Consider the following 16,984-nt stretch of genomic DNA (forward strand, 5'->3'; position numbering starts at 1 on the left):
AGTAAGTAACTTTCGGTGGAAACCAAAGATATACAAAATATGTTATGCATGCATACTATATTTTGTAATTATGTCATACGCTTCAAAAGAATCTGGAAGGGTAGCTTAAGATTAATTGATATTATCTCCTCTTAGCTTACGAAATCTTTTTCTGGCTTCAGCCACATACACACTCCCTGGATAGGTAATTAAGAAGTCTCTGTAAATTTCCATGGCCTTGGTATAGTCATACAAATGTTCCTCATAAATCTGTGCAGATAAGAACATAGCATCATCACCCAATATATCTGTGGGATAACCACTGAGAATTGCCTGCAATTCGAGTAGTGAATTTTCAAAGTTGCCCAATTCAAGATTGATGCGTGCCATCTTCCAATAGATCTCATCTGTGAGTGAATGACCAGGATAATCTTTGAGCATTTGTTCAAAAGCCAGTAGAGCACTGTCTTTTTTATTTTGAAAAAGCATGAGCTCAATATTGGCAAATTTTTTCATTACAAAATCAGAAGAGTCCAATGCCGTGTTGTCCTGGATCAGCAAACTCAAAGCCAATGCATCATTGGCAATCTCTCGGGTAGTAGCCAATTTTAAAATATCCAGATGACTTTTAGCTAGCTCAAAGTTTCCCTGAAAATAATTTAGCTGTGCGTTTTTCAGTTTCGCTTCATAGCCTATCGGACTATCCTTATTACTTTTTTCTACTTGCGAATAAAGCAAGGTAGCTTCCCAAGGATCACCCGTCAATAGATAAATATCTCCCAAGTCCAATTTACTTTTTGCTTTTAGAGATGGGTTAATTCTAGGTGCCAAAATTATTTCATTCAAAATATTGATTGCTGAATCTAACTCATCCAAATAAAAGGCATGGAGAAGCGCCTTGCTTCTAAACGCTTCAATCGTCTGGGCATTTACACCAATGTCCAAAATCAACTGCTTATATTCATAAGTCAATTCTCGAATCGCCGTTTTTTCAACTGGAAAATCGTTTTTCACTTTTTCCTCTCTTGCTTTTATTATCTGACGTCGAGCTGTGATATAATTGCCAGTGTTAGGATATGTTTTTGTGACATAAGTGTAGATCTGAATGGCATCATCATAAGCTTTATTCTCTAAAGCGATGTGGCCAATATTCATCACTCTGTTTCCATGTGTCTTGAACTTTTTATCCACAGCTCTTGCTTGGATATAGGCACCATAAAAATTATTCTGTTGCAAATTTACCCAGATCAACAATTCAGGGTAGATTTTTTCATTTGGGTTTTTTTGAACTTTATCAATTAGGATCTCTTGAAAATTTTGAATGGCCTCTTCTTTTTGAAGAATGTTCTGGAGAATGTTTTTTACATACCTCAAGTTGTTTGGTCTAATCGAAGCAAAAACCAAATACTCTTCAATCATTTCAGATTGTTGATCCAGCAGTCGATAAGTATTCGCTAATTCCAATGCATAACTAGTTTTATCCTTATTACTTTTTCTAGCTTGTTGATAAGCCTGGAGTGCATAGGGTGTTAGCTGCTTACTAATAAAATATTGAGCAGCGGTTCCAATGAGGTATTTATTTTCTTTGGAGTTTTCTATGGTCTGGTTGAAAGTCTCATTGGCTTTTTCGATTTGACCCATCTCTTGATAAAGCAATCCCAAGTCGATCTGATAAAAAACGTTAGAAGGATAATATCTAGTGGCTTTCTTCAGATGTTTCTCTGCCTGTTTGTATTCTCCCTTCGTTATTAAAATGTTGAGATAATTATTATGGATCTGCTGAATGTATTGTGGATTGCCGGCTAACTTTTCATAAATATCGAGCGCCTTATCTAATTCACCATTCATGTAATACTCATTAGCGAGTTGCACTTGGTTAGAATTTTGCGCCGCCCCCAGCGTAGGAATTATTATTAATATCAGATAAAAAAATCTCTTCATTTCTCAGTTGTCCACACTTTGACCAAAACCCTAAAATAAAAATATAGATTAAAGAAATTATTATTCTTTATTAAGGGCGTGGATATGTGTATAAGTTTTCTTTTGAATTCTATTTGTTATTGATTGGTGTATTACTAAAAACTAGCTACATCTTATTCACATCATAAGTTATTGATTTTTAGTTTGGTATTGACTTATCAACAGACAGTTTCACTTTTGTGAATTACTTATTTACATCTACGAATGCTGGGAGAAGATGTTGATATTTATGGACTTCTTGAAAGTTATCCTTTTCGTGAATCGAGTTGGTTGATAGTTCTGTAATTGTAAAAGGAAGTTCACGGGTTATTCCACCTTGATTTACATTTTATCCACAGTGATTTTAGAATGAAATTTGAATATTTTCTAGTTGCCAATTGGCACGAACATCAAATACCTCGGGGTAGAAATATACACTTTCCGGCATTTCATCTTTTAGGATGTTTCCATAAGACCAGGTACCATCAGCGTTGTTATCAATCATTATTCTGAAAGTGTATTTGCCTGGTTTTACGTAAGGAAAGGAGAAAATTGTAGTGTTATGTAGTTCTTCTATGATTTCATATTTAGCGTTGACGAGCTGTAGTGTGAATGATTGGTAGTCTGTAGTGATTTGACCACTTACGGATCCGAGTTGATCAAGAGATTTGAATTTATAATTATTCCTTACCGCCGGCGTACTGTCGCCTTCTACACTAATGAAAGTACCTTTTGGAAAGGATACAGTGACCTGATGGGTATTAACGCTGGAAAAGTAGTCGTATTTTGCCATTCGAATAGAGTCTGTTCGTATTGTATCGTTCACCACAAGCGAGTCAATGTTGGTTGTATCACTATATATTTTTAGTAAGGTGTCTATCTCAGTTGCGAGAAAGTCCTTATCCAAAAGAATATCAAAATTCAGTTCGGTTTTATTCTTGTTCCATGAAATTGTGCTATCTGGCACGAGTTCTACTTTAAGTGTGTCGTATAGAATGAATAGACTGTCTTGGTAGAAGGTTTCAATTGGTTTGTCAAAGGAGTAAGTATGACGTACTAATGGATCGACATAAGCATTGTCTGAAGGAAAAAAGGATGCCTTGAATGCTTCTGGTTTTCTTGATGTTTCGGCGAATTGGATATAGGCTGTATCAATGCTCTGATTAAACATACTGTCGATGGCAGTAATGATCAGACCTAAACTATCAATATCGTATTGATAGGTTTCACGTGGATAGAATCTTAAGATCTTATTTCCTTTCACTCGATTGTTAGGAGGTATAGGAAGTGTATTAGTGGAATCAAGTTTGGTTAGGTGATATTGGATAAAAGGTTTGTTGTACTGCACATCAAAATACCTTCCGGTTTTTTTTGATCTGATAGATTTGAACTCGGAAGCATTGATCAATTGTGTTTGAATACGAACAGAATCTCTAGAAAGTGTGAGGTCTATGGAATCGGAAAGAAAACCGTGATCCTCAGTTTCAGGATTGAGTATGAGGTTTTTATTCTCGTCACTGAAAGTGAGAATTTTGTAATAACCATTCTTTATGTTTTCAATAAGAAACTGTCCTTGCTTATTGGTTTTTGCAAAGTATCTAGGCTTGTCCTTGAGTAGATCTATGGAATCGGTAAGTTGATAGAGGCCAACTATAAATCCATCTTTGTTTTCATTTGTATAGAGATCTGTAATTTTTCCAGTGACATAAATGGAGTCGATATAGTTTCCGGTGGAGAAGGCGAAGCTTAGATTGATTACTGGATTTTTTTCAGTGACATCCACTACACCATCAGAGAAATTCAGAGTGAAGGTCGTACTGTCATTGAAGGGTTCATCGAAGGTTAGAGTGAGTTCATTTTTTCGAACCTTCACATTGAATTTGTTTTCAATGTGCGGTGTGATGAGTAATTGACTTTTGAGTTTATCTGCATTCACTCGCTCATCGAATATGAATTGAAATTCCTGGCCTTTATAATTTATGGACTTATTTACTGGAATGCTTTCAATAAGTAGGGGAGGAATGGTATCTCTGGGACCTCCTGATGGTGACCCCTGATTAGCACAAGAATAGATATATATGGATGTTATTAGTAAGAAAAGGGGAAATAAGGATTTCATGCTTGTTTAAATATATATATCAAACTTGAATAATTTTTATTGTTTTTTCTAGCCCAAGTATTTGATTTCCAACCGTTTATAACTGATTTTAGATAATTTATTTTACCCGTTTTGTGCTTTTCGCTGAGCATACTTACGTAATAGGCGTCGAGTTTCATGGGTATGGTTTCCTCTAACGTGAACTTGTTGTACTTCATCAACTCTTTGATAGTCAATTGGTTGAAGTGATAAAGGTGTCTTGGAACGTCATAGGCTGCCCAGTGCTGTTGGTATATTTGTTCATCTAATGATTTGTGATTGGGAACCGCAATCACTAATCGACCTTTTTTGGATAGATGTTTCTTAAGTGCTTGGATAGTTTCATTGAGATCGTGGACATGTTCGAGTACGTGCCAGAGTGTAATGATTCCGAATTTTTTATCAGGTAGGTCTTCAATAGAAGAAACTACGTTGAGACCATGATCACTAATGGCGATAGTTCGAGCGGTTTGATCAGGTTCAATGCCAAGAGTCTTCCATGATTTGTTTTGCTGAATGTAGTTCAGCAGGTGGCCAGTACCACAGCCGTAATCAAGAATTGATTCTTTAGATGCCAGTCGTTTGATGAGTTTGAACTTTTTTCTGAGCGTATAGTTTCTAGCAATTTTGTAAACCCAGTTAATGAGATTGTTGGCTTGATTGGTGTGAGATATGTAATCTTCAGATTGGTAATAGGAACCAATCTTATCTTTGCTTGGACGTGGTGAGGTTAGTAAAAGCTCACAATTGGAGCATTTCATTATCGCGAAACTTTCTTTTGAAACCGAGTAGTCATCACAAATCATGTGATTGATGAACTCTTTGGAATGACAAGAAGGACAGGATTCTACTTTTTCGTACATAAATTATCGAGCCATATAGACCATCAATACAGAGATATCTGCAGGATTGACTCCACTGATTCGTGAAGCTTGTCCGAGGTTTGTAGGTTTAATATTAGAAAGTTTTTCTTTTGCCTCAGCGGACAAAGCTGGAATATTTCTGTAGTCAAATCCTTGTGGGATTTTTTTGTTGTCCAGATTACCCATTTGATCAGCAAGACTTTTTTCTTTCTCTATGTAGGTTTCATATTTAACTAGAATAGAAGCTTGTTCAAGAATATCCGACTGATTGTTTTGAATCAATACTTGACCTTCTGGGTGGAAAGAAAGTACATCTAGAATATCGAGTTCAGGCCGCCGTAGAAAGTTTATCAATGGAGTTTTTTCCTTAATGTTGGCTGAGTTGATTTCTGTCAACTTACCATTAATCTCATCAGGCTTTACTTTGATCTTACTGAGCTGATTGATAAGCTCATCTGTATCAGTTATTTTTTTGTTTACTTTTTCGAGACGTTCTTCTGAAGCTAATCCGAGTTGATGTCCTATGCCAGTTAATCGGATATCTGCATTGTCCTGACGTAGTAGGATTCTAAACTCAGCTCGTGAGGTAAACATACGGTAAGGCTCATCTGTCCCTTTATTGATAAGGTCATCTATGAGTACACCTATGTAGGCTTCTGATCTACCAAGTACAAAAGGGTCTTTCTCGTGTACTTTGTTGTGTGCATTAATACCTGCCATCAACCCTTGACTGGCAGCTTCCTCGTAGCCTGTAGTGCCATTGATTTGACCTGCAAAGTAGAGATTGGCGATCAGTTTAGTTTCCAGAGTAGACTCTAACTGTGTGGGTGGAAAGTAATCGTATTCAATGGCATAGCCAGGTCTAAACATTTTCACGTTTTCAAATCCTGGTATTTTGGTGATGGCTTTGTATTGCACATCTTCCGGTAAACTGGTGGAAAAACCATTGACATAGATCTCTACTGTATTCCACCCTTCTGGTTCAACAAATATTTGATGTCTATCTCTTTCTGCAAATCGATTGATTTTATCTTCAATGGATGGACAGTACCTGGGTCCCAGTCCCTTTATTCTACCGGTAAACATTGGAGATTTCTCGAATCCAGTCTTGAGTATTTCGTGTACCTCAGAGTTAGTATAGGTGATATGACAAGGCCGTTGGGTCTTGAGTGGTTCAGTATCCGTGAAAGAGAATTTACCTGGAGTTTCATCACCTGGTTGTTCTTCCATGACTTTCCAATTTAAGGATCTACCATCTACTCTAGGAGGAGTCCCGGTTTTCATTCTTCCAGACTCAAAGCCTAATTTTACTAATTGTTCGGTAATTCCTGTTGCTGCCTTCTCCCCTGTTCTTCCACCTCCGAAACGTTTTTCTCCTATATGAATAAGTCCATTAAGGAAAGTACCGTTTGTAAGCACTACAGATTTCCCCATGATTTCAATGCCCATGCTGGTACGAACGCCAATTACTCGGTTGTTTTTAACAACGAGCCCTGAGACCATTTCTTGCCAGAAGTCAACGTTAGGCGTTTGCTCAAGTGCAATGCGCCATTCTTCAGCAAAGCGCATTCTATCGTTTTGAGTACGTGGGCTCCACATTGCTGGTCCTTTGGACTTATTGAGCATCCTAAATTGGATCATTGATTTATCGGATATGATTCCGGAGTAACCTCCTAGCGCATCAATCTCCCGAACAATCTGTCCTTTGGCTACTCCTCCCATGGCAGGGTTGCATGACATCTGAGCGATGGTATTCATATTCATGGTAATGAGCATGACCTTAGAACCCATGTTGGCGGCCGCCGCGGCTGCTTCGCATCCGGCATGTCCTGCCCCTACTACTATTACATCGTATTGTGGAAACATGAAATATCCTCTTATGTTCCACGTGAAACAGTTGATAGAAACACTGGAAAGTGTTCCACGTGAAACGTTTTAAATTCTCTTAACTCTGAAATTGCGGCAAAGATAAATAAGCATTCTCTTTTTCTCTCATAAGCGTTTGCTCCGACTCCGTCTTATCATTGTATCCCACTAAATGTAAGATGCCATGAATAATGACTCTTCGTAGCTCCTGTTCAAATGGGATGCCTTGGTCCTGTGCATTGTCTTGCACCCTCTCTATGCTTACGAAAATATCGCTCTCAACGATACCCTCTTCTTCAGAATTATCGAAAGTGATAATATCTGTATAGTAATCGTGCTGTAGATAGTCTACGTTGATTTGATGCAAATACTCGTCTGAACAAAAGATGTAATTGATTTCTGAGAGCTCATGATCTTCTGAGGTAATAGTATGAGCAATCCATGAGGAAATGATTTCTTTATGAGCCAGCTCAAAGGCTGTGTCTTCATAGAAGAAATTGATTTGTTCCATTAAGGTAGGTAAAAGCTGAGTTCTACTTTTTTTCCGTTGTCAGCAAAGGAGACCGCGTCGCATAGGTTTTTCATTAGAAAAATTCCTCTACCTCCAGGCTTTTCCAAATTCTCTGGGGCTGTTGGATCTGGTAAATTGTCAAAGTCAAACCCCGGACCTTCATCTTCTATAATGAACTTTACCTGATTGTCTTCAAGGCTTAATGACAAATGAACGTTTTTTGATTTATCAGATTGATTGCCATGAACGATCGCATTGTTGACTGATTCTGTTACTGCGATCATGATGTTGCCGTATATGTCATCCGTGAAGTTATACTGCTCCTTGGCATTGTCTATGAAGCTTTCAATGATTCTGATGTTTTCTGAAAGCGACGGAATCTGAATTTTGATGGCGTCCATTATTCTCTGTTAGTCAATTTGTTTACAAATATATTACTGTTCGTTCAACCGACGGAAATATTTATTTACTTCTTCCTTATAGTAAGGGTTCATCTTTGGTGGAACGGTATTTAGTAGTTCAAGTTCTTTTTGTTTGGCTTTGATGTATTCTTCAAATTCAGGAGGAAGGTTACGTTCGTAGTTGTCTGCTTGTTCTGCCTCTCGCTCGTCATCTAGTTCGCGTTCGCGTAAGGCATCTTCTGCTTTTAGCATACGAGTAAGTATATCCTTTTGCCTGTTGATAGTTTCTTGTGTAATTCGTTTGTTCACTAAGTCCATCTCTGTTTGCTCCATTTTTTCAATGGCTTCCTTAAGGTTTTGACCAGCACCTCCTTCGTTTTCACCGAGTTGGTCTTGTAGTTTTTGAAGTTCATTACGAAGCATTTCTTGTTCAGCAGCTAGCTCGGCAAGTTCTTTGGAGAGCGGTCTTCCGGATTTTCCACTTTTCTTTAGGTCTTCAATTTTCTGATTGAGTTGTTTTTGCAGTTCAGACATACCTGGAAGTTTCTGTTTTTGTCCCTTTTGCCCTTTCTGAGGTTTACCCATGGCATCAGCCATTTGCTGTTGCATTTGCCGTAGTACGTCATCCAGTAACAGTGCTAGATTGTTTATAGAGGTCATGGCGTATTGCTGATGGGTTGTAGCTTCTGCTTTTCTTCTGTCCTTTAACCCTTGCAGACTTGCTTCTATTTCGTCGTTCATGGCGCCTACTTCTCGGGTCACAAAGCTTTGAATCTGAAACACACGATTGGCTAAGGACAGTAAACTATCTTCAATAATTTTGGCATCGTCTTTTAGTTTCAGTTGTTGCTGAGATAGAGTCACGTATCGTGGATCACTTTGATTCACCCCTTTAAACTCAGTCATAATGTCTTCTTGATCAAAGGATACTTTGACAAGGTTATCTACAATGTCTCTAAGATGGTCTAAATTCTCTTGCATCATGGTCATTTCCATGCCTGCTTGCATCTCTTCCATCTTCTTTTTCATTTGCTTCATTTTGTCTGAAGCATTTTGTTGTGACTGAGAAGATTTCTTTCTTTTCTTCTGTTCAAGCATTTCTAAACTCTCTTGTTGTTCTTCTTGGATGTCAGACTCTTCTTGATCAAAGTTTTCTAGGCTTTCTGGCTGTTTCATTTCCTCATTGAGCTCTTCCAATTGATCGATTTGTTCTTGTAGATCTTTAAAGGACTCATTAAGTTCTTTTTGTTTCTCTTGAAGAGATTCAGTGTCATTGTCCTTATCGAGAGTTTCCTTAGACAGTTGTTCCTGCTCTTCGCTGAGTTCATCAAGATCATTGATAATCTCGTCCATTTTATAATCAAACTGTAATCGCTTGAACATTTCTATGGCGCGTTCGATTTCCTTTTGCAGATTTTCTTCCTTGTTTTCAATCTGATCCATGACTTCTTCAATATCCTCAGATCCTTTCTGCTCTTCTAATAGCTTTTTTAGTTCATCGTAAAGCTTTTTGGTTTCCTCATCCAGTATATCGTCCATCAATTTTTGGAGTTGGTCGACTTTTTCCTGGAGCTTTTCATTTGGCTTGTTGAAGCGTTCCTGCTTTTTGGCCAAATCTTTATTTTGCTGGGATATTTTTTCAATGGCTTCTTCTAATTTTTCCTTTTGGTTGATAAGATCATTGATCTTCTTGTTTTCCTGCCAATTGAGGTTTTCCTTGCTTTTCAAATCATTTTGGATGTCTTTGATTTGTTCATTCAAATCTTCAGCTTCTTCCAATGATTTATCTAGTTCCTTTTTAGCTCCTTCGGCTTGTTTATCTAGTTTTTCCTTGATTTCCTTCTTTTCTGGAAGTTTAAAGGTGTAAGTGGCACTTTGTGAAGGTTTGCGTCCGTTAATTGCATCATTATCCCAAACTCTAACGAAATACTGAAGTGACTCGCCCTCTTTAATGTCTAAAGAGTCTAATTTCCATTGATAAAAATAGTTTTGAGAGGCGAGAGACTTATTAAAGGGTATGGGAAGCGAAACCCTTTCATCGCCTTGATCATAGACGAACTCCAATTTAGAAATGCCATAATCGTCACTGATGAGGCCATTGAAAACAATAAATGCAAAAAGCGTAGTATCCTGAAAGGCATCTACCGAAATCTTGGGAAATTCATCTTTGATCACATCAATCTTGTAAGAAATTGAGTCTTTGTTAGGACTATGCTGGTTTTGTAACTTTAGTTTATAGGCATCGCTTGATTTTACTGTTTTTTTGGATTCAAATAGTTGATTCCCAGTGCGTTTCAGTTCTATGGTTGATTTTTCTTGCTCAAATATCATTTGAACTGATTCAGTTTCTATAGTCTTTATTCTCCAGTGAACTTGAGTACCTTCAGGAATAGTTAGGTTTCCTACATTCTCTAGCGTTTCATTTTTCTTTCCAGTATAGTTGGGATAAACTAGATTAATATTAAATGTTTTGATATCTGGCCTTTGAAGTACTTCGACTTCATAGCTCTTCGATTGGTAATCAGCAGCCTCTATTCGAAAATTGAAATTGTCCTGCACTTTAGTAAATACATATTCTAACCTTTGGTTCGCATTGGTTTTCATCTTTGCCCTTCTACCCCTTGCGCTAATGTAAACTTGCTCAGGAATGGCTGAGCCAGACACTTCAACTTCAAGCACAAAATCTTCGTTTTTAAAGGCTTTGAAGTTATCGTTCAGTGGTGTGATTGAGAATAAAAACCCTGGTGAAAACTCTTTGTCATAATTGACAATGCGCTTGGTACTCTCGGTTAAATATTGTGGCACGATAAGAAAGAGTAAAAGCAGTACAAAACCTGGGTAGGCAATGTATTTGAGATATTTTTTATTCGATTTTATATCAATGCTTGAGTTAAACTCGAATGGAGTAATCTCAATAGTTCGTTTTTCAATACTCGCAATGGCCAAACTATTGTTAGAAGATGAAATTTGACCTAACTGTATGGTATTCAATAGTTTATCGCCAATTTCTGGAAAAAATCTACCAATTAGCTTAGCGGCTTCTTCATCACTTATCTGGGAATTAGCTTGAATGATATTCAAATACGGCCGTATAATTAGTTTGAATAATAAAAATAATAACGAAAGAAGTGTGGTGTAAAAAAGAATTGTTCGAGCAGAAGAATTGAGCTGAAGAGAGCCTTCGAATCCTGTGGCAAAGAGATATATAGTAAGAACCAGAGATACAAAGACAATGGTATTCTTTACAAGAATATTGAGATAATACTTCTTTTTGAAAGCATTTATCTTATTTTTCAATATGTCTGTTGATTGGTCCAACTGAATTTTAATAAGTTTCTATTTCTTGATAATATGCATTTCTTACCATATTACTAAAGCTTGTATTTGTATTGATTCCGTTTAATTTATTGTTATAAATAACATACTCTGGAAAAGACTCTAATATCAGAATGACGGAATTATTATCGCCTTTCAATTCTTTAGTAAGTTCATTTTTCGACAATATTTTGATATTTCTAGGCCAAAACTCGACTTCCACTTCCCTTATTACGATTTGTGGCTGAGTTGGATTTATATTTTCGTGATTAGTCTCAACGAATTCAAGGTATGGAGTATTGGTAAAGTACTGGCTGGAGTCACTTGATAGTTCAGAATACCATTGGACTTTATGATAAGATGAATCTAATGCCACATTAGTTTTTGGACTATCCAAAGGAAGAGGTGCTTGGCTGATTTCATTATTTATATCAATTGACTCTTCTGTATTAGAGTTGATCGACGCTATCACCTGATGAAGCAATGTTGAATCTGTAAACATCTTGAAATCCATAAATTTAAGGATGGATTTTTCGTTTTGTGTAATCTGATAGTCTGGATATTGACTGTTGAGTATTTTGTTGAGGCGTTTCGTCTGAGGTGTAAGCTTTGACCTATAGGGTTGGTATAATATAATATCAAGTGCTCCACGAAAAAACTCTGAATAAACCAGATCTTCGTTTTTAATAAAACTCAACCGAATGGCTTCGATTTTGTGATTACCTGGAATTTTTCGGACTAGGTTAGCCGAAATATCTTCGTTTAAGTTTTTTAACTCAAAATCACCGCTTCCGATGTACGTGCCGCTACTTTCTTTGAATAGTGTGAAAATAGGACTCTGGAACCAATCGAGCAGCTTATCCTTGTTGGTTCTCAGTTGAATGCTAAAACTGGTTTGATCTATAACTTGAAAGCCGCTGGGAATTGAATCTTTGATGCCTCGATTTTCGCGATACCAACTGATTGGACCGAAACCGTCCATTGATGAAAATAGTAAGTGCACGTATTGATCGTCATAATGGTTTTTTAGAAGATACTTAAAGAAGTTTTTAATGGCATCAGAATTAACAGGAGTTCCATCATGGAAGCTTTTATCTGTTTCTAGCTGAAAAGTATATAACCCAAGTAGAGAATCAACTTGATAAGATGCAAATAAATGACTAGAGAGATCTTTTTCTATGAATGGGTCAAAAACCAGATCTTTTACAAATTGTTCGCTTCTACTTTCGGCTTTAATGGGGTTGAGCTGTAGAATGTTATCGTGAAAGTTAATTCGAATAGTTTTTATTATTTCTTGCTCCTTGTGGTTAACAAGTTTTGTTCTTGTTTCACATGAAACAATGAGCCCCAATACACAAAGAATTAAATGATATATTCTGATGGTTTTCATTTAGTTGATAATGCCTATTTCATCAGAAAAATACTCAAGTACATGCATTTTGAGCAATTTCTCTTGCTCCAGAACATCAAAATGAGGAAGTTGTTTTTTTAGAACCCAGTGTGGCCAGCCATCGGCATCTGTCCCTTCTAGCTCATAAAAACCCGCTAGGCTTAGACATTTGCATATTCCTAAATGTATAAGGTCTTGTTTCTCTTCTTTGGAAAAATTAGCATATCCACGACCAAGCTCTTGAACTCCAATTAGAAAAAGAATACCCTTTAAATCAGCTGGCTTTTTGCCCAACACTTCCTTGAGCTTTTCCCTCAACTTTACCCACTTTCTCTCTAGATCTAAATCTTTTTTGAGCATTTTAGTAAATCACTTCCGACCAAAACTAACCGTATTATCAAAGATATTCTACCTTGTGTTTGAAATAGAACAGGCAGCAGTTTAATTTTCATATGATGATAAAAAAATACTGGAAAGACTTCTTATCGCTGCTATACCCTGAACTCTGCTACAATTGTGACGTTGCCCTGGTCGAAGGAGAAGATAAAATTTGTCTTCGGTGCTATCGTGACTTTCCCTTAACCAATTATCATGAATCTGAACCAAACCCTTTGGTTCAGATAGCTGCCGGAAATGAAAAGGTTAAGGGCGCATTTTGTTACATGAAGTTTAATAAACATGGAGTAGCTCAAAAACTACTTCATGAAGTAAAGTATAAAGGTAATTCAACGATTGGAGTGCTACTTGGCGAGTGGTTTGGAAAATATATTAAGAGAGAATTGGATGCTTTGGAATTGGACGCAATTATCCCCGTTCCACTACATAAAAGCAAAAAAAGAAAACGTGGTTACAACCAAAGTGAACTAATAGCTAAAGGGATTCAAAATGTGACAGGACTAAAAGTTATGGAAGGCGTGCTAATTAGGACAAGGAATGTCAGCACACAGACAAAAAAAGGAAAAGTAGAACGATGGCAAAATGTGGATTCACTATATCAGGTAGTGAATAAAGAATCAATTATAGGCAAAAAGCTTTTGTTAGTTGATGACGTAATCACCACAGGAGCGACGATTAGTATGGCCGCTGAAGTCCTTGGGAATGGTGGAGTCAGCGACATCTATTTTGGTTGTATCGCATCAGGCAAATAAAAAAGGCCGATTCGAAAACCGGCCTTCATATCTAAGTTTGTTATCTTTTAGTAGTTAGTTCCTGCTCTGATCATCGCACATCGGAAACCGATAGTAGATGTAGCAGAATCTTCTTCTAAGTATCTTCTTTGTCCTGGAGACATCCAGTAAGCAACATCTGCCCATGACCCTCCTTTATAAACTCTTACTCTGTCGTTGATAAGTGAATTGTAGTTGGCGAAATCATAACCATCTTCTTCATCAAGGAAACCATCTCTTCTTACTGGGTTAAGATCATCAAAGTCTTGGTAAGAAAGCGGACGGTAAACATCTTGCACCCACTCGTTTACATTTCCAGCCATGTTGTAAAGACCAAAGTCATTTGGAGGGTAATCATAGATGTAAGTAGTAATCATGGCCCCATCATTCAACTTACCAGCAATACCGGCATAATCTCCTCTACCTCTTTTGAAGTTAGCTAAGAATGTACCTAGTTGTTTTCCGTAAGGGTTTCTTAATGCGTGACCGTCCCATGGGTAAAGTCTGCTGTGTGTTTGATTTTCATCTAACCACTGAGTACCGATAAGTGCAAGTGCAGCATATTCCCATTCTGCCTCAGTTGGGAGACGATAGTTAGGCAATACGAACCCAGATTCTAATGGAATTCTTCCTGCAGAAGGCAAATCAGCTTCAGCTTCAATAGCCTCATCATAATATCCGGCGTCCTCGGCCAATTTTTGATTTACAACTATCGATCTCCAAGTACAGTAGTCTTGCGCCTGCTTCCAGGTGACACCTACAACAGGGAAAAATCTAAAGCCAGGATATCTCAAATAATGATCAACATAGGGATCGTTGTATGCAAGGTTTTTTGCCCAAACCGTGGTATCTGGTAGAGCAGATTCGTAAAATTCACGAGAGGAGTCCAATCGAACGTAGTGTAAGTACTCCAACCAGTGAATATTGGCTACCTCAGTTTCGTCCATATAGAACGAAGCAACTGTAACTGTTCTTTCGTGATTGTCGCTTTGATTAGCCACATCTTCCTCAAAACTACCAAGGATAGTTCTACCACCTTCGATAAATCTTAAGTTTGGACCATCTGGTTGACCGCGGAAGTCATTCACCTGAAAGCCACTTTCTTCTTCGTTGAAAGCAAGACCAGTTGCTGTACTCGCTTCACCAGGATTATGACTGGTCGCGTGGCCACCACCACCCAGCGAACCACAAGAGGAGATACCCATTGTGAGCCCAACAAGGATTGCTGATGCGTTTAAGTAGGGAACAAATTTTTTCATAACAAACTCAAATTTTATTCAAGCTCCTAAAATAAGGACATTTTTTCGTAAAACAAACACTGCAAAATGCAAGCTGGAAAAATAATCACAATTTATTTCCAGACAACGTTGATTAGTCCATACCGGGAGGTTAACATTTTTTATCTATATATAGAATCCAAAAATATTTAATTTATTGTTCATGTGCACAACTTTTAACCGATTAAGAAAGAATCACAGAACAAATACATCTGATCGGTGAAGAATATTTTAGTTAAATTTGCAGTTCAAAATATGTCTCAAGCAGAAGCAGCACTATATCGTCCCTTACTTCATACCATTGCCTACAAGATTGTTGGGTGTTCGGCTATTGCTGAAGATATGGTACAAGATACTTTTTTAAACTGGTTCAAAAATGAACGAAAGGAAGTAAAGGATGCTAAAGCCTATTTGATTTCTTCCGTTAGAAACCTGAGTATTAATCATCTGAAAAAGAAAAAGGATGAGCTATTTGAGAATTTTACACCAAACCTTCCCTCCTTTAGTATCAACACCGATATCTCTTATTTGGACATAAAGCAGGAAATTTCAGAATCAATGGCGGTTTTGCTGAAAAAATTGGCTCCAGCAGAACGAGCAGTTTTTGTTCTGAAAGAGGTCTTTAATTTTGACTATTCTGATTTGCCAGCCATAATTGGTAAGACATCGGATAACTGTCGCCAATTGTTGAGCAGAGCTCAGCAAAAGTTGAATCAAGAAAAGGAGCGCTTCACACTTGAGCCGCAGAAATTATCTTCACTGATTGGTAACTTCAAAAAGGCAACTCTTGGAGAGTTCGAAGGGCTTATCAAGACTTTGAAAGAAGATATTGGCATGGAATCTACTTGACCAGTATGATTAATATGACTCGGTCATAGCTGATATCTGTTCAATAATTTCATTTCTTTATTAAGACTCCCTAAATTATCATTACGAAATAACAAATATCCACCATGAAAAAATTTGCCCTTCTACTAGCTAGCTTGACCCCACTTTGGAGTTTTGCTCAAACTCCTACAAAAAGCATCCCATTTGAACTTTTCGGTGATCACATTATTATTCAGTTAAGTGTGGACGGTTCAGACCCCTTAGATTTTATATTCGATTCTGGAGACGGGATAACTGTTATAGATGAAGATATCGCAGATCAACTGCACCTGGTCAAAGAGAAAGTAATCCTAAATCAAGGGACTGTTGCAGGTTCATTGATCAAGCATAATAAACTAGAAATTGGGGACTATTTGCTTGAAAAAAACATCAAGGTGTATTCTACGGATTTAGATCATCTAGAGATAAGTTTGGGAAGAGACTTTGATGGCATTATTGGATATGACTTATTGCATCACCACGCTGTTCGTATCGATTACGACAATATGAAATTCGAAATCTACGAGCATGGCCAGCATCCAAAAAAAGGAGAAGCTATTCCATTCAAACTGAACACAGCAATTCCTACCATCAAGGGAAATGTCGTTCTAAACAATGGCGAGCCACATCCAGGTACCTTTTTTGTTATGACAGGTGCCGGTACCACACTGGACTTCAATTCTCCATATGCTGAGGAGTATGACGTCATTCACAAAACTGGAGAGCACTACTTCTACTACGTCAAGAGTATTTCTGAAGATGAGACTAAACACTATGAAGGCATGGTGAAGTCTTTCACTTTTGGCAATCAAAAATTTGAGGACCTTCCAATTGGTATCAGTCAAGCGAAATCAGGCACACAAGCACATGAAAAAGTGTCAGGCATATTGGGCAACAAAATACTCAGTAGATACAATGTGATTTTTGACCTCCCAGCTAAACTCATCTATTTGGAAAAAAACAAAAACTTTGACGATCACTTTACGGTGAATTGCAGCGGTATTGATATTCAACTTTCTAAGGACAAAAAGAAGGTTTTGATTCATCAGGTATTTGAAGGAAGTGTGGCTGAGGCTGTTGGAATTAAGCAAAACGCCGAACTGATTAGCATTGATGGAAAGCGTGCACTATCAGAAGTGAACTTTCCTCAAATACAAAACTTGCTTGTTCAGCCTGGTAAGTCTGTAAAGCTTGTTATTGCCCAGGACGGTCAAGAAAAATCCGTTAACCTCGCATTGAAACCATTATTGTAA

Annotated in this window: 13 protein-coding genes; 3 read left to right on the forward strand and 10 right to left on the reverse strand. The window is 37.5% G+C overall.

The genetic code is table 11. The annotated features are described in order from the left end of the window. Positions 1 to 111 precede the first annotated feature (111 nt). The 9 genes from R8N23_RS01305 to R8N23_RS01345 all read right to left on the reverse strand — a co-directional run bounded on the left by R8N23_RS01305 (position 112) and on the right by R8N23_RS01345 (position 12,781). Complete coding sequence (locus R8N23_RS01305; RefSeq protein WP_318169755.1) at positions 112 to 1,920, reverse strand: tetratricopeptide repeat protein; 1,809 nt, start codon at positions 1,918 to 1,920, stop codon at positions 112 to 114. Between the two features lie 382 nt (positions 1,921 to 2,302). Beyond that, on the reverse strand, positions 2,303 to 4,057 hold the full coding sequence (locus R8N23_RS01310; RefSeq protein ID WP_318169756.1) for an Ig-like domain-containing protein: 1,755 nt from the start codon (positions 4,055 to 4,057) through the stop codon (positions 2,303 to 2,305). Next, on the reverse strand, positions 4,054 to 4,938 hold the full coding sequence (locus tag R8N23_RS01315; protein ID WP_318169757.1) for a class I SAM-dependent methyltransferase: 885 nt from the start codon (positions 4,936 to 4,938) through the stop codon (positions 4,054 to 4,056). Before R8N23_RS01315 ends, R8N23_RS01310 begins: the two co-directional genes overlap by 4 nt. 3 nt (positions 4,939 to 4,941) lie before the next feature. Next, positions 4,942 to 6,804: a tRNA uridine-5-carboxymethylaminomethyl(34) synthesis enzyme MnmG gene (mnmG, locus tag R8N23_RS01320; protein ID WP_318169758.1), complete on the reverse strand. Its 1,863-nt coding sequence runs from the start codon at positions 6,802 to 6,804 to the stop codon at positions 4,942 to 4,944. A 79-nt stretch (positions 6,805 to 6,883) separates the two neighbouring features. Continuing rightward, positions 6,884 to 7,315, reverse strand: coding sequence for an rRNA maturation RNase YbeY (gene ybeY, locus R8N23_RS01325; RefSeq protein WP_318169759.1), 432 nt, complete (start codon positions 7,313 to 7,315; stop codon positions 6,884 to 6,886). After that, positions 7,315 to 7,716, reverse strand: a complete 402-nt coding sequence (locus tag R8N23_RS01330) for an ATP-binding protein (RefSeq protein WP_318169760.1) — start codon at positions 7,714 to 7,716, stop codon at positions 7,315 to 7,317. The genes ybeY and R8N23_RS01330 overlap by 1 nt, the downstream gene beginning before the upstream one ends. Before the next feature lie 33 nt (positions 7,717 to 7,749). Beyond that, positions 7,750 to 11,013, reverse strand: a complete 3,264-nt coding sequence (locus R8N23_RS01335; protein WP_318169761.1) for a DUF4175 family protein — start codon at positions 11,011 to 11,013, stop codon at positions 7,750 to 7,752. A 28-nt stretch (positions 11,014 to 11,041) separates the two neighbouring features. Then, positions 11,042 to 12,421 (reverse strand): ABC transporter substrate-binding protein, encoded by a 1,380-nt coding sequence (locus R8N23_RS01340; protein ID WP_318169762.1) that lies wholly within the window; start codon positions 12,419 to 12,421, stop codon positions 11,042 to 11,044. Further along, on the reverse strand, positions 12,422 to 12,781 hold the full coding sequence (locus R8N23_RS01345; RefSeq protein ID WP_318169763.1) for a hypothetical protein: 360 nt from the start codon (positions 12,779 to 12,781) through the stop codon (positions 12,422 to 12,424). Positions 12,782 to 12,876: 95 nt separating this feature from the next. Here R8N23_RS01345 and R8N23_RS01350 point away from each other — a divergent pair, with 95 nt between their 5' ends. Next, entirely contained in the window at positions 12,877 to 13,569 is a 693-nt protein-coding gene (locus R8N23_RS01350; protein ID WP_318169764.1) for a ComF family protein, read from the forward strand. A 47-nt stretch (positions 13,570 to 13,616) separates the two neighbouring features. Here R8N23_RS01350 and gldJ read toward each other — a convergent pair whose 3' ends face one another. Then, positions 13,617 to 14,846, reverse strand: a complete 1,230-nt coding sequence (gene gldJ / locus R8N23_RS01355) for a gliding motility lipoprotein GldJ (RefSeq protein ID WP_318169765.1) — start codon at positions 14,844 to 14,846, stop codon at positions 13,617 to 13,619. A 273-nt stretch (positions 14,847 to 15,119) separates the two neighbouring features. Here gldJ and R8N23_RS01360 point away from each other — a divergent pair, with 273 nt between their 5' ends. Together R8N23_RS01360 and R8N23_RS01365 are read left to right on the forward strand one after the other, a co-directional pair. Then, a complete protein-coding gene (locus R8N23_RS01360) occupies positions 15,120 to 15,713 on the forward strand; it encodes a sigma-70 family RNA polymerase sigma factor (protein WP_318169766.1) in 594 nt (197 codons plus the stop codon). Positions 15,714 to 15,817: 104 nt separating this feature from the next. After that, positions 15,818 to 16,984 (forward strand): aspartyl protease family protein, encoded by a 1,167-nt coding sequence (locus R8N23_RS01365; RefSeq protein ID WP_318169767.1) that lies wholly within the window; start codon positions 15,818 to 15,820, stop codon positions 16,982 to 16,984.

Origin of the sequence: Reichenbachiella sp., assembly GCF_033344935.1 — a bacterium.
Taxonomy (GTDB): Bacteria; Bacteroidota; Bacteroidia; order Cytophagales; family Cyclobacteriaceae; genus Reichenbachiella.